Source organism: Azoarcus sp. DD4 (assembly GCF_006496635.1).
In the GTDB taxonomy this organism is placed as follows: domain Bacteria; phylum Pseudomonadota; class Gammaproteobacteria; order Burkholderiales; family Rhodocyclaceae; genus Azoarcus.
This window is the reverse complement of record NZ_CP022958.1, coordinates 2,419,001-2,431,971: the sequence shown is the minus strand read 5'-3', so window position 1 is coordinate 2,431,971 and position 12,971 is coordinate 2,419,001. Positions and strand designations below refer to the sequence as shown.

11 protein-coding genes are annotated in these 12,971 nt (G+C 66.4%); 2 read left to right on the top strand and 9 right to left on the bottom strand.

The genetic code is table 11. The features are described from left to right. Window position 1: 1 nt before the first annotated feature. Together CJ010_RS11360 and CJ010_RS11355 are read left to right on the top strand one after the other, a co-directional pair. The gene (locus CJ010_RS11360; protein WP_141018135.1) at window positions 2-1,474 is read left to right on the top strand and encodes an efflux transporter outer membrane subunit; all 1,473 of its coding nucleotides are present in this window, start codon (window positions 2-4) and stop codon (window positions 1,472-1,474) included. 12 nt (window positions 1,475-1,486) lie between these two features. Beyond that, complete coding sequence (locus CJ010_RS11355; protein ID WP_141018134.1) at window positions 1,487-2,200, top strand: cytochrome b/b6 domain-containing protein; 714 nt, start codon at window positions 1,487-1,489, stop codon at window positions 2,198-2,200. A gap of 323 nt (window positions 2,201-2,523) precedes the next feature. Here CJ010_RS11355 and CJ010_RS11350 read toward each other — a convergent pair whose 3' ends face one another. From CJ010_RS11350 to CJ010_RS11310, 9 genes are all read right to left on the bottom strand, one after another. Beyond that, complete coding sequence (locus CJ010_RS11350) at window positions 2,524-3,438, bottom strand: hypothetical protein (RefSeq protein ID WP_141018133.1); 915 nt, start codon at window positions 3,436-3,438, stop codon at window positions 2,524-2,526. A gap of 709 nt (window positions 3,439-4,147) precedes the next feature. Continuing rightward, window positions 4,148-4,612, bottom strand: coding sequence for a cytochrome c (locus tag CJ010_RS11345; protein WP_141018132.1), 465 nt, complete (start codon window positions 4,610-4,612; stop codon window positions 4,148-4,150). A gap of 46 nt (window positions 4,613-4,658) precedes the next feature. Further along, a complete protein-coding gene (locus tag CJ010_RS11340; protein ID WP_205754940.1) occupies window positions 4,659-5,654 on the bottom strand; it encodes a dienelactone hydrolase family protein in 996 nt (331 codons plus the stop codon). A 44-nt stretch (window positions 5,655-5,698) separates the two neighbouring features. Beyond that, a complete protein-coding gene (locus tag CJ010_RS11335; RefSeq protein WP_141018131.1) occupies window positions 5,699-6,676 on the bottom strand; it encodes an SMP-30/gluconolactonase/LRE family protein in 978 nt (325 codons plus the stop codon). A gap of 216 nt (window positions 6,677-6,892) precedes the next feature. Next, window positions 6,893-7,573: a cytochrome c gene (locus CJ010_RS11330; protein WP_141018130.1), complete on the bottom strand. Its 681-nt coding sequence runs from the start codon at window positions 7,571-7,573 to the stop codon at window positions 6,893-6,895. Between the two features lie 83 nt (window positions 7,574-7,656). Then, window positions 7,657-8,235 carry a peroxiredoxin gene (locus CJ010_RS11325; RefSeq protein WP_141018129.1) on the bottom strand — a complete coding sequence of 193 codons (579 nt, stop codon included), beginning with the start codon at window positions 8,233-8,235 and terminating at the stop codon, window positions 7,657-7,659. An 11-nt stretch (window positions 8,236-8,246) separates the two neighbouring features. Beyond that, complete coding sequence (locus tag CJ010_RS11320; protein WP_141018128.1) at window positions 8,247-8,627, bottom strand: hypothetical protein; 381 nt, start codon at window positions 8,625-8,627, stop codon at window positions 8,247-8,249. Window positions 8,628-8,736: 109 nt separating this feature from the next. Beyond that, window positions 8,737-10,194 carry a DUF1501 domain-containing protein gene (locus tag CJ010_RS11315; RefSeq protein WP_141018127.1) on the bottom strand — a complete coding sequence of 486 codons (1,458 nt, stop codon included), beginning with the start codon at window positions 10,192-10,194 and terminating at the stop codon, window positions 8,737-8,739. A 26-nt stretch (window positions 10,195-10,220) separates the two neighbouring features. Beyond that, a complete protein-coding gene (locus CJ010_RS11310) occupies window positions 10,221-12,533 on the bottom strand; it encodes a DUF1549 and DUF1553 domain-containing protein (protein ID WP_141018126.1) in 2,313 nt (770 codons plus the stop codon). Window positions 12,534-12,971 lie beyond the last annotated feature (438 nt).

Below are 12,971 nucleotides of genomic sequence, written 5' to 3'. Positions count from 1 at the left end.
CATGAACACACGCCTGCCTCTGCTCAGCCTCCTTGCCGCCGCCCTGCTCTCCGGCTGCGCGCTCGGCCCCGATTTCCGCCGCCCCGAGGTCGACACCCCGGCGCAGTTCCGCGCCGCCGAAGGCTGGACGGTGGTCGCGCCGCGCGACGCCGCCGCGGTCGGCAACTGGTGGGAGATCTACCGCGATCCGCTGCTCGACGGCCTGGTGGCGCAAGTGGCGCCGGCCAACCAGGGCGTCGCCGCCGCCGCCGCGCGCTACCGCGAGGCGCGCGCGCTGGTCGGCGGCAGCCGTGCCGAAGCGCTGCCGACGCTGGACGCCGGCTTCGCCACCACCCGCAGCCGCAGCGCCGCCGGCGACAGCGGCAACACCACCGGCGTGCGCAACCTGCACCGCTTCACCCTGAGCGCGCGCTGGGAGATCGACCTGTGGGGCCGCATCGCCCGCGGCGTCGAAGCCAGCGAGCACGACGCCGCCGCCAGCGCCGCCGACCTCGCCGCCGTGCGCCTGAGCGCGCAGGCAGCGCTGGTGGAGAACTACCTGGAACTGCGCATCAACGACGCCCACCAGCGCCTCTTCGACCGCACTCTCGACGCCTACCGCCGCTCGCTGGAGATCACCCGCAACCGCCACCGCGCCGGCGTCGCCAGCCTCGCCGAGGTCGCCCAGGCCGAAACCCAGCTGCGCAGCGCCGAGGCCGAGGGCATAGACCTGCGCATCCAGCGCAGCCGCCTGGAAAACGCCATCGCCGTGCTGCTCGGCCGCCCGCCCGCCGCCTTCCGCATCGAAGCGGTGGCGGCGCTGCCCGACCTGCCGCAGATCCCGCCCGCTCTGCCGTCCGAAGTGCTGGCGCGTCGGCCGGATGTCGCCGCCGCGCTGCGCCGCGTCGCCGCCGACAACGCCCGCATCGGCGCCGCCCACGCCGCCTACTTCCCCAGCCTGGTGCTCGGCGCCGGCGGCGGCTACCAGGACAGCCGGTTGGCCGACCTGTTCACGCTGCCGCAGCGCTTCTGGTCCATCGGCCCGACGCTGGCGCAGAGCCTGTTCGACGGCGGCGCCCGCCGCGCCGCCGCCGACCGCGCCGAAGCCGCGTGGGAAGGCAGCGTCGCCGACTACCGCCAGACCGTGCTCGAAGCCTTCCAGGACACCGAGGACAGCCTCGCCAGCCTGCGCATCCTCGCCGAGGAACGCGGCGTGCAGCTGGCCGCCACCCGCGCCGCCGCCGAATTCCTCGCCCAGACCAACAACCAGTACCTCGCCGGCACGGTGAGCTACCTCAACGTCGCCATCGCCCAGGCCGCGGCGCTGAGCGCCGAACGCGCCAGCCTCGACCTGCTCAGCCGCCAGCTCGCCGCCTCGGTCGGGCTGGTGCGAGCGCTCGGCGGCGATCCCTGGGACATCCCGGCCGATGCCGCCGGCACCGCAGCGCCCGCGGCCACCACCGGACGCGCCGCCCCACCCGTTCCGTTTTCCTGACAGGAGCCCCGCATGAACCGACTGCACATCTGGGATCTGCCCACCCGCCTCTTCCACTGGCTGCTGGTGCTCGCCATCCTCACCGCCTACGTCACCGGCCAGATCGGCGGCAACCTCATCGTCTGGCACGGCCGCGCCGGCCTGTTCATCATCGGCCTGGTGGTTTTCCGCGTGGTATGGGGCTTCGTCGGCGCCCCCACCGCGCGCTTCGCCCACTTCGTGCGCGGCCCCGGCGCCATCCGCGCCTACCTGCGCGGCCACTGGCAAGGCATCGGCCACAACCCGCTCGGCGCGCTATCGGTGGTCGCCCTGCTGACGCTGGTCGGCGCGCAGGCGGTTACCGGCCTTTTCACCAACGACGACATCAGCTTCCAGGGCCCGCTCGCCGACCTGGTGAGCAAGGAAGCGTCGGACAGCCTGCTCGGCGTTCATGTGCTGCTGCAGAACGTGCTGCTCGGGCTGGTGGTGGTGCATCTTGCGGCGATCGTGTTCTACGTGCGCTTCAAGCGGGAGAACCTTGTGAAGCCGATGGTGACGGGGTGGAAGGAGGTGGATCCGGCGGTTTCGCAGGCCGCCACACCGCATTCCGCGACGGCACAGCATCGGCTACCGGCCTTGGTGGTGGCGCTGACGCTGGCAGTCGCCGCTGTGTATACCGCGGACGGTGGTTTGTTCGCCGCGCCGCCGGTGATACCGACGGCCGCGCCCGCCGCACCTAGCTGGTAATCCCCCAACCCGCGGCAGCGGAAAAATGCAAAGCGCCGGAGATCGGGAGATCGTCGGCGCTTTCATTTTGTCGAGCTACACAAACAGGACCCAACGGAGGTCGTTCAGAGGGCGGATTCACTCTGAAACCGGTCAGACGGACTACGGAAGCAACTCAGCCTGAGCGGTCGTTAAGAAGGTGCCTATTGACTGGCAGCAATCCGACATATTGCTGCCGCAAAGCGCTCATCCGAACCGAGCGGCAGATCCCCACCGCATCGAACTGACGGTATCGAACCGTTGCGGCTATTCGTGCCGAAGGGAGGTTGTCGTTGAAGGCAAACTTAGGCGTCACTACAAAGCGCCCACTGCCCTGCTGGAAAGAGTTCGGAAGGTGGCCACGCATCGAAGGCTTGTTGGAGAGTTCGCCAGAAGGCCCCCTTCATGTGGATGCCGGTGACGATGCCTCTGTGAGTTTCAATCCTGGAGTAAGGGCCCGGCGCCGGGTAGCACCGCTCTAGCATTGAAAAGGGCTGTACCTTCCCGCCTCGAGCAACAAGAAAGCAGTGGCAGATCCAGCGTGGGTCGTGCTGGAATCGAGATGTGGTTATCGTCTGGTCATATGGCTGATCCCTGTTCATCGATTGAACGACCCCTAGACTATATTCACCGAATTTAAATTTTCCGGGTGCAGTCTGCGTGAGCTCTTGCACTCGCATTAAGAGGTGCCCGTTATCGTAAAGGTGGGAGATTAGGCGCGTCGGGTGGGCAAATCCGTATTGGTCTGGATTCCGGCCATCCCAAAGTATGTACGTGATGGAAGCGTCCTTTGTGAATCGCTCGCCATTCCAAACCGCGGCTTCGTACGCACCACCGAAGTAGCGACGCAGGGTAAACCCAAGCGGGCGTTCGGTGCGAAGCAGCGAACCTCCGGCCAGGATCGCCTTTTCGAATGCACGTTCGGCCGGATGAACAGCCGAGTTTTCGCCCCAGGCGCGAACTACATCGTCGCGAGCCAACGTCTTTTTCAAGTACTCAGCTCCAGTGCCCGAAATCAGCGCCTTAGAGCCATCAGCACGGGTGCACTTGTCAAAGTCGCCAAAGGCAAATTGGAATGGACCATCCGAGTCGACCACGAATCCGAGAAGTGTGGTGTCTAGCGAAGAGAGATCTGCACGCAGAGAAGCAAACAGGTCAGAGACTGTAGATCTTGTGATCCGACCAGACTTTGCACGCTCGCGCATCTTTTCGATCGCCACGCGTGCCCCAAGATGGCTGCCTGACCATGCAATGGCGCATTCGTCAGAGACGATCGTCACTTTCTGTGCGAGACCCGTGATTGTCCAGCCGGATCCCTCTGGAAAGAAGTCAGTAACGCGCCCAATCGTGGGAATCCCGACAGTCCGACTTGGCTCTTCAGGCCCCGAAACGATGAGATCCCCCAAAAGTACGGGGCAGCCCGCTACAGTAAAGATCGCGATTGCTGTCACAGTGTGATGACCCGAATGATGCCGATATCATTGGCGCCTACTCGTTATGGGCCCGAAAGCTGCGGACTCATAGTTAAGTTTAACAGTGGTCCCTCTACTGGCCGGTATGAGCAGCTACCCGTAACAGCCATACCGCCGGTAGCGCGAGGTGCAGTTCAGCCGTTCGGCAGCAGTTGCTGGCATTGCTGTCGGTCAATCTCCACGTCTCAGATGACCGCTGCGGCCGAAGTGCGATCCTTCAGCCTCCAAGCTGAGCGACTGTAATAATCAGGAAGCTGCCACGCATGCGGCCGAACGCCGATTTACTGTTTCAGCCACTCGTGAGTTCAGAGGATCGGAGAGTACTAGTCGCCGCCTGCGATTTGACGGCAAGGCTTACTTATCGAAACGCCAACCACGCTCCCCTTTATGGGCGAGGAATTCCCCTCCCAACTAACTACCCGCGGCCGAGGCCCCGCCCCGACCGCTCCCTCCTCCCTCAATCCTTCTGCCGGTAACTATCGTGGCAGCCCTTGCAACTCTGCCCGACCTTCCCGAACTGCACTTTCACCGCAGCAGCATCACCGGTGGCCGCAACCCGCGCCAGCTCGTTGGCTTCGCGCACGAAGTTGCCGGCGGCTTCGCCCACGCCCTTGCTGTCGCTGAAGAGTTCCGGCTTCGCCGTGGTGTCGCGCCAGCCCTTGCCGGTTTCGCTGCCCGGCAGGAAGAGCGAGCCGAGGCCGGAACTGGCGATCGCGGCCGTCGAGTTCGCCGCGCGGATCACCTCGTCCTTGTTGAACTGACCTTCGACGTTGGCCTTGATGCGGGCCTGGTTCCAGGCGAGCACCTGGTAGACCGACTGCCGCCACTTGATCAGTTGTTCCGGCTTGGCCTGCTGCGCCGCGGCGCTCAGCGACGCGGTGGCGAGCAGGATGGCGACCAGCGGTTTGAAGCACTTCTTCATTACGACTCCTGGATGAAAGGTCGGAAGCGACCGGGATGGGAAAGAATCAGGCGTCCGCCGCCCCGAGGTTCTGGCGGAAGAACGCGATCGTGCGTTGCCAGGCCAGCGATGCCGCGGTGGCATCGAAGCGCGGCGTGGTGTTGTTGTTGAAGCCGTGCTGCGCGCCGGGGTAGAAGTGCGCCTCGTAGCGCACCCGCGCGGCTTTGAGCGCCTGCTCGTAGGCGGGCCAGCCGGCGTTGATGCGTTCATCGACGCCGGCGTAGTGGATCAACAGCGGCGCCTTGATGCGGGCGGCCTCTTCCGCGGTCGGCTGGCCGCCGTAGAACGGCACCGCCGCGGCCAGGTCGGGGATGCGCGTGGCGAGGAAGTTGGCCACGCCGCCGCCGTAGCAGAAGCCGACCACGCCGACCTTGCCGTTGCCCTGCGGCAGCGCGCGCAGGTAGCCGGCGGCGGCGATGAAGTCCTCGCGGGTCTTCGCCTGGTCGAGCTTGGGAAAGAGTTCGCGCGCCTTGTCCTCGTCGCCGGGATAGCCGCCGAGCGGATGCAGCGCATCCGGTGCGAAGGCGATGAAGCCATCCACCGCGAGGCGACGGGCGATGTCCTCGATATGCGGGTTGAGGCCGCGGTTTTCATGCACCACCAGCACCGTGGGCGCGCGGCCGGCGGTCTTGGCCGGGCGCGCCAGGTAGCCCTTCACCGTGCCGTAGCCCTTGGGCGAAGGATGCTCGACGTAGCTGGCGTGGATGCGGGCGTCGTTGCCCTGGATGAACTGGGCTTCGGCGAAGCGCGGCGCGAGCGCGTTGAGCAGGCCTTCCGCGGTCAGGCCCGCGACCGCGTACTTGGCCGCCGAGCGCAGGAATTCGCGGCGCGGGATGGCACCGTGCACGTACTTGTCGAACAGGCTCAGCACCTCCGGAGCGAAGTCGGCGGCGGTCTGGCTGGGTGCGGGCGGCGCGCCGAGCACCGAGCCGGCGAAGATGGCGCCGGCGGAGTCGACCTCGGCGGTGGCAGCGGAAGTGGCGGATCGGGTGTTCTGGGTCATGACGGGATTCCTCGCGATGCGTTGGGCGGATGCCGGAGCGCGGCTCACTTGGCGCGGCCGGGGTTGCCGGCGGCAAGCGTGACGATGCGGTAGGCGGCGCCGCGGCCGACGACGTACAACGTCCGTTTGTCAGCGCCGGCAAAGGCAAGGTTCTGCGGCGGCTTGGGCAGCTCGATGACGCCGAGCGCTTCGCCCTTGGGGCTGAACACCTGCACGCCCACCGTCGACGCCACATACACCCTGCCCTGCGCATCCACGGCGAGACCGTCGGCGCCGCTGGAATAGCCGGTGTCGGTCTTGCGGTAACCGGCGAGGCGGGCGAAGTTGCGGCGCGGGCCGATGCTGCCGTCGTCGGCGATGTCGTAGGCGAGCACATGCTCGCCCCAGGTGTTGGCGACGTAGAGCACCTTCTCGTCCGGGCTCAGCTGGATGCCGTTGGGGCGCTCGATGTCGGCGGCGATGCGCTGCAGCGCGCCGGCGGGGCTGATGCGGTAGACGGCCGGCGGCGCCACCGCGTCGGTGGGCGTGCCGTCGTTCTGCACCGTGCCCTGGGCCGCGTTGATGCCGGAATCGGTGAAATACACGGTGCCGCGCTTGTCCACCACCAGGTCGTTGGGGCGCCCGAAGCGGCGTCCGTCGAAGCGTTCCACCAGGCTGCGGGCACGCTCCGGGGGATGCACCACCCCGACCCGGGTATCGGCCACCTGCACCGCCACCAAGTCGCCATTGGGGGCGAAGCCGAGGCCGTTGGCGCCGTTGCTGTTTTCGAGGAAGGACGAAACGCTGCCGTCGGGCGCGATGCGGGTAATACGCTTGTCCTGCGTTTCGGTGAACAGCAGGCTGCCGTCGGGCAGCCCGATCGGCCCCTCGGTGCCCTTGAAGCCTTCGCGGACGAGTTCGATCGGCGTGCCGGCGGCGACCACGCCGGGGATGGCGGGCGTAGCTGCGGGCTGTTGGGCGAAGGCGGCGGACGCCGCCAGCGCGAAGCCGGCAGCCAGAGCAAGGGCGTGGAAGGTATTCATCGGATAGGGAGCCTGCGGAAATGGGCGACCGTAGGCCCGTTAGCAGCCGGCGTGCCAGCCTTGTCGACTCGCCCGGACGGCCCGCTTTCGCAGCAAGACCGCTTGTTTTTCAGCAACTTGGAAGATCAGCTCAGCGTTACCCGGAGGCTGGCGCCGAACGCCCCTGCTGGCTGCGAGGCAGTGCCGGGGCCGCGGCTGCTGCGGGAGGAACAGCGCCTACAGGCGCGACAGGTATTCCGCCAGTGCCTCGATTTCCTCGGCACTCAGCTTCGCCGCCAGCGCGTTCATCTGCCCGGTGGCGTCGTTGCGCCGCTCGCCGAGCTTCCAGCTCGCCATCTGCCCCCGCAGATAGGCGAGCTGCTGGCCGCGCAGCGCCGGGCTGATCACGTCGCCGGCCACCGCGCCGCGTGCATCCGGCCCATGGCAGGCGGCGCAGGCGGGGATGCCGCGCGCCGCATCGCCCTGTTCAAACAGCGTCCTAGCCACCGCGGGGCTTGCAGCGGGCAGCAGGCCGCTCTCGGCACTCGCATGCGGTCCGGGCGGCGCCTCCTGCCGGGCGAAGTAGGCGGCGATATCGACCAGATCCTCGTCGGCGATGTTGGGGGCGATCACGCTCATCACGCTGTGCTTGCGCGCCCCGCTACGGAAGTCCCATACCTGCTTGATCAGATAGGCGGCGAACTGCCCCGCCAGCCGCGGCGTGGCGGCAGTGGTACCGCGCCCGTCCGCGCCGTGGCACTCCTGGCACAGCTCGGTTTCGCTGATCTGCTTGCCGAGTGCCGGATCGCCACTGCCATGGCGCAGCACCTCGGCGCCTTGCGCCCACGCGCCGCCCGCCGCAAGAGCAAGGGCGAGCGACAAAAAAAGGGGAGCAATGCTCCCCGAATGCCCGTACATCTGGATTTCCTGGAAAGAGATTGACGCGCCCCGGCGTCGCCACCGCGACCCGGGATGCAACGCCGGAGGGCGCGAATCGCCGCTCAGCGCACGGCGGCGAGCGACTGCACCGCCGCCAGCGCCTGCTCCACATTGGTGGCGGGGGCGACGCCGCTGATGGCGGCTGCAATGCGGCCGCTGCGGTCGATCACGAAGGTGGTGCGCTCGACGGAGTCGTGGCCGATCTCGACGCCGCGCACGTCCTTACGGCCCGCGGCCGCCTCGCGCACCTGCAGGTCGTAGGCGCGCGCGATGCGGCCATCGGCATCGGACGCCACCGCGACCTTGCCGGCGCAGAACTCGGGATCGGCCGAAAACTCGGTCAGCCGGCGGATGTTGTCGAGCGACACACCGATGACGGTGGCGCCCGCCGCGGCGAACTGCGCCTGCTTGTCGGCAAAGGTGCGCGCCTGCAGGTTGCAGCCGTTGGTGTAGGCCGCCGGGTAGAAATAGACCACCACCGGGCCGCCGGCGATCGCATCCTTCAGCACGAAGGACTGGGTCTTGCCGGCGAACGCCGCCTGGGCCTCGAACAGCGGCGCCTCGGCACCGGCGGGCAGTGCGGCAATTGCCGCCGAAGACGCGGCGAGCGCCAGCGTGGTGACCAGGGCGTGAGCCTTCATCGCGTGCATCCTCATGATTTCTTGTAGAAGTTGTGGCAGGTCTTGCAGGTGCGGGAGAGTTCGGAAGACAGCGAGACGGCATGGTCGAACTCGCTCGCCTGCACCGACTTCTGGATTTCCGCGGCCAGCGCGCGGCTCTTGCGCGACAGCTCCACCGCATCCACCGCATCGCCCTTGGCGACGTAGTAGCCCTCGATCTCGGCGAACATTGCGTCGAGTTCGCGCACGTCGGTAAGGCTGGCGGTCGCGTTCTTCAGCAGCAGGTTGGACGACAGGCTCTTGTTGGTATCCTCGACCGCCTGCATCAGGTCGGAATCGAGTTCGGCGACCGCCGCCAGCACACCACTGGCGAGCGCCATGAAAAAGGCAAAGACGAGACTGAACTTGCGCATTGTCCGGACTTCCACCGGGCATCGAAGGCCCGGTCCGGCGACCCGCGGGGGCCGCCTTGCGATTGGGAAATGGCCCCGCCCGCGGGCGGGGCCGGGTGCGATCAGGCGATCAGGCGATCAGTTCCTTCACCACCTTGCCGTACACCACGGTGGGGCGTTCGGCGCGGCCGGCATTGAAGAAGTTCACCTTCAGGTGGTCGAGGCCGAGCAGGTGCAGCACCGTGGCATGGAGGTCGTAGGTATCGACCGCCTTCTCCTTGTCCGCCACCTGCAGGCCGATGGCGTCGGTCTCGCCGTAGGTGAAGCCGGCCTTGATGCCGCCGCCCGCCACCCACTGGGTGTAGCCCCACGGGTTGTGGTCGCGGCCGTCGCCGGATTCACCGAAGGAGGTGCGGCCGAACTCCGAGGTCCACACCACCAGGGTGCTCTCCAGCAGGCCGCGCGACTTCAGGTCCGCCAGCAGGCCGGCGATCGGCTTGTCGACCATGCGCGCCATCTTGCCGTGGTTGCCTTCGAGGTCGTTGTGCGCATCCCAGTTGCGGATCTCCTCATCGGCCGGGCCGGACACCACCTGAATGAAACGCACGCCGCGCTCCACCAGCCGGCGCGCGCGCAGCAGATTCACCGCGTAGTCGTTGGTGTCCTTCTCTCCGACGCCGTACAGCGCCTTGGTGGCGGCGGTTTCCTTGCTGATGTCCACTGCTTCCGGCGCAGTGCTCTGCATGCGGTGAGCCAGTTCGTAGGCCTCGATGCGCGCCTTCAGCTCGGTGTCGCCCTTGTGGCGCGCGGCATGGTACTCGTTGATGTTCTTCAGCAGGTCGAGGTTGCTGCGCTGCGCGTTGGCCGCCACCAGCTCGGGGCGGGTGAGGTTGTGGATGGGCACGTCACCCGGCAGGAAGGCGGTGCCCTGATACACCGCCGGCAGGAAGCCGGAGCTCCAGTTCACCGAGCCGCCCGCCGGTTCGTTCTTGCCGTTGTAGAGCACCACGTAGGCCGGCAGGTCGCGGTTGGCCGAGCCCAGCGCGTACTGCACCCAAGCGCCCAGCGACGGGCGGCCCGGAACGAGGTCGCCGGTGTTGAGCTTGAGGATGGAGATGTTGTGGGTGGCACCAACGGTGACGCTGGACTTGATGAAGGCGATGTCGTCCGCACGCTGCGCCAGGTTGGGCAGCAGGTCGGAGAACCAGGCGCCGCTTTCGCCGTACTGCTTCCAGGTGCGCTTCGAGACGAACAGCTTGTTGGCGTCCAGCCCGCGGGTGGCGATCTGGATGCCCTGGGTGAAGGAGTCCGGCGTCGGCGTGCCGGCCAGCTTGACCAGCTCTGGCTTGTGGTCGAAGAGGTCGAGCGAGCTGGGCGCGCCGTCCATGTGCAGCCAGATCACCGACTTGGCCTTGGCGGCGAAGTGGGTGGGCTTGGGCGCGAGCGGATCCTCGATGCCGGCGGCCACCGCGAGGTCGGCCGCGTTGGCCCACGACACCAGTCCGCCGCCCTGCCCCAGCACGCTCGACAGCGAGAGTGCACCCAGACCGTAGCCCGCTTTCTGCAGGAATTCACGACGAGATTTCATGATGCTTTTTTCCTTATCCGATGGGGTTAGTAGCGGTATGCGAACTCGTTGGAGTTGACCAGCGTGTGGGTCAGATCGACGAAGGCTGCCAGACGCAGCGGTTCGGCCGACTGGGCCTGCGTGGTCTTCAGGCCGACCGGCACCGCGACCGCAAACTTGCCGTTGTTGGCGCTGGCAAGCTGCTCACGCAGCACTGCTTCCTGGCGGTCGAGGAAGGCCAGCAGCGTGTTCTTCTCGAACCTGTCCGGGCTGCGCGAATAGACGATCTGGTACAGGCGGTCGAGCTGCTTGGCGGGGTCGGAGCCGGCTTCCTGGATGACACGGCCGGCGAGGTTCTGCGACCACTTGAAGACGAGGTCGTTGTTGAACAGCGTCAGCGCCTGCAACGGCGAAGTCGTGATTGCGCGCTTGCTGTGCACCTTCTGCGACGAGGCCATGTCGAAGGTCTCCAGCATCGGGTACGGCACGCTGCGGCGGGTAAAGACGTAGATGCTGCGTCGGTTGTGCTCGCGCGGGTCCTTGTCCACCGACCAGAAGCGGCCCGGCACCTTCAGCGTGGAGGGCACCGGCGGGAAGACCGCAGGACCGCCCACCGTGTCGTCGAGCTGGCCGGAGGCGGCGAGCAATGAGTCGCGGATCTGCTCGGCATCCAGGCGCTGGCGCGGGAACACCGCCAGCAGCTTGTTCTCCGGGTCAGCCTTCACCACATCCTCGCGCGGCGCGGAATTCTGCCGATAGACGCTGGACAGCAGGATTTCGCGATGCAGCTTCTTCGGGCTCCAGCCGTTACGTACGAAGTTGTCGGCGAGGTAGTCGAGCAGCTCAGGATGGGTGGGCTTGGTGCCGGCGCGGCCGAAGTCGCTGACCGTTTCGATGACCCCCTTGCCGAAGTAATGCGACCACACCCGGTTGGCGAACACCCGCGCGGTCAGCGGGTTGCGTTCGCTCGCCAGCCAGTTGGCCAGCGCCGAGCGGCGGCCGGTGGAGTTGGGCAGCGCGGTAATGTCGAGTTTCTCGCCGGTCGCATTGAACAGCGCAGGGATACCCGGCTGCACCTCTTCCAGCGGACGGTCGTCGATGCCCGAGAACAGCAGATGCGTGGGTGCCGGATCGGCGCCGAGGTCCGTAATGCCGGAGATCTTGTCCGAACCCTTGCCCGGCTTGATGTTGTCCCACTTCTTCAGCTCGTCGGTCAGCGCCTGCAGCTTCTCGCGCGTCTCCTTCAGCGAGGTTTCGTCGCGCAGGTAGGAAGAGGTAACGGCGACGTCGGTGTAATTGGTGGTGAGGTAACGGTTGATCACCCAGCGCTCGGCTGGCGTGGCCTGCTCGGGGTTGTCGCGCTTGGCCAGCGCCTCGCGGGTGGCCGGAGTGAAGCGGCCGAGGTGGTATTCCTCGCCCACCTTCCGGATCGGCGCCAGCAGCGCAGCAATCTTGTCGCGCGTTTCCTTGGTGGCCTCTTCCCACTTCGCGTAGGCCTTCTCGTAGGCGACGTCGTGTTCCGACTTGTCCTTCAGCGCAATGGTGTCGCTGGCCGCAGCGTTGGAGAAGAAAGCCTGCAGCTGGAAGTATTCCTTCTGCGAGATCTTGTCGATCTTGTGGTTGTGGCAGCGTGCGCACTCGACCGAAGAGGCGAGGAACACCGTGCCCACGGTATCCACCATGTCGGTGGTGTTCTGGTACTTCTTCTGCACCAGGTTGCGCGAGTTGCTGTCGTCGGCATAGCTGCGCAGAAAGCCGGTCGCGATCAGCGCGTCCTGGCGCTCGGGCCACAGTTCGTCGCCGGCGATCTGCTCGCGGATGAAGGTGTTGTAGGGCTTGTCCTCGTTGAAGGCCTTGATCACGTAGTCACGGTAGCGCCACATGTTGGCGCGGGTCTCGTCGTTGGTGAAACCGGCGCTGTCGGCGTAGCGGGCCAGGTCCAGCCAGCGGCGCGCCTGACGCTCGCCGTAGCGCGGCGAAGCCAGCAGGCGGTCGACCAGCTTTTCGTAGGCATCGGGCGATTTGTCGTTGACGAAGGCGGCCACCTCGTCCGGCGTCGGGATGACGCCCCACACGTCCAGCGTGGCGCGGCGGATGAAGGTCGCGCGGTCGGTATCGCCCGAAGGCTTGATGCCCGCTGCTTCCAGCTTGGCAAGCACGAAGCGGTCGACCGGGGTACGCGCCCAGCGCGCCTCCTTGACGCTAGGCACCGCCGGCTGCTCCACCTGCTTGTAAGGCGACCACTGCTGTGCGCGCTGCGCACGCGCGCTGGTCGCCGGTGCTTCCGGCTTGTCTTCCGCACCGGCGGGCAGCGTGACCGCAAAGCACGACAGCACCGCGACATAAAGGACTTTTCTCATCGTTTTTTCCCAAGACACCGATTCACACGAATAGCCGCAACAGGCTGCGGTAATTGAAATCCGCTCGCGGCTGACCACTCACCCAATATTGAAAACAACAAAGTAATCGGACTGCTACAGCCCGGACGACCCGGGCGGCATCGGCGACCATTGAGCAGCAAGCGTGCCAAATGAAGCGGTTTCGGATCCGGAGGCAATTCAGCCGCTCTCCTACATCAACAAGCACCTGATTGCATTTCATATTTTCCGGGCAAGAAACCTTATTACCCGGTCAATGCAGAGCAATTGCCCGTTCCAGCGGGTGGCGGAGTGATGAATTTCCAGCACCCGCGACCTGCAAGTGCTTGTTTTTCAGCAGCCTCCCTGCCGGCGGCCGCATGGCTCCGGTGCTGTGCAGCCAACAGCGCGGGCAGCCATCTGCTGCATGCGCCGCAGCAT

Excerpts from the sequence above, each read along its gene's own strand:
- CJ010_RS11360 (WP_141018135.1), top strand. The coding sequence starts at position 2 with ATGAACACACGCCTGCCTCTGCTCAGCCTCCTTGCCGCCGCCCTGCTC.
- CJ010_RS11355 (WP_141018134.1), top strand. The coding sequence starts at position 1,487 with ATGAACCGACTGCACATCTGGGATCTGCCCACCCGCCTCTTCCACTGG.
- CJ010_RS11345 (WP_141018132.1), bottom strand. The coding sequence starts at position 4,612 with ATGAAGAAGTGCTTCAAACCGCTGGTCGCCATCCTGCTCGCCACCGCG.
- CJ010_RS11340 (WP_205754940.1), bottom strand. The coding sequence starts at position 5,654 with ATGACCCAGAACACCCGATCCGCCACTTCCGCTGCCACCGCCGAGGTC.
- CJ010_RS11335 (WP_141018131.1), bottom strand. The coding sequence starts at position 6,676 with ATGAATACCTTCCACGCCCTTGCTCTGGCTGCCGGCTTCGCGCTGGCG.
- CJ010_RS11330 (WP_141018130.1), bottom strand. The coding sequence starts at position 7,573 with ATGTACGGGCATTCGGGGAGCATTGCTCCCCTTTTTTTGTCGCTCGCC.
- CJ010_RS11325 (WP_141018129.1), bottom strand. The coding sequence starts at position 8,235 with ATGAAGGCTCACGCCCTGGTCACCACGCTGGCGCTCGCCGCGTCTTCG.
- CJ010_RS11320 (WP_141018128.1), bottom strand. The coding sequence starts at position 8,627 with ATGCGCAAGTTCAGTCTCGTCTTTGCCTTTTTCATGGCGCTCGCCAGT.
- CJ010_RS11315 (WP_141018127.1), bottom strand. The coding sequence starts at position 10,194 with ATGAAATCTCGTCGTGAATTCCTGCAGAAAGCGGGCTACGGTCTGGGT.
- CJ010_RS11310 (WP_141018126.1), bottom strand. The coding sequence starts at position 12,533 with ATGAGAAAAGTCCTTTATGTCGCGGTGCTGTCGTGCTTTGCGGTCACG.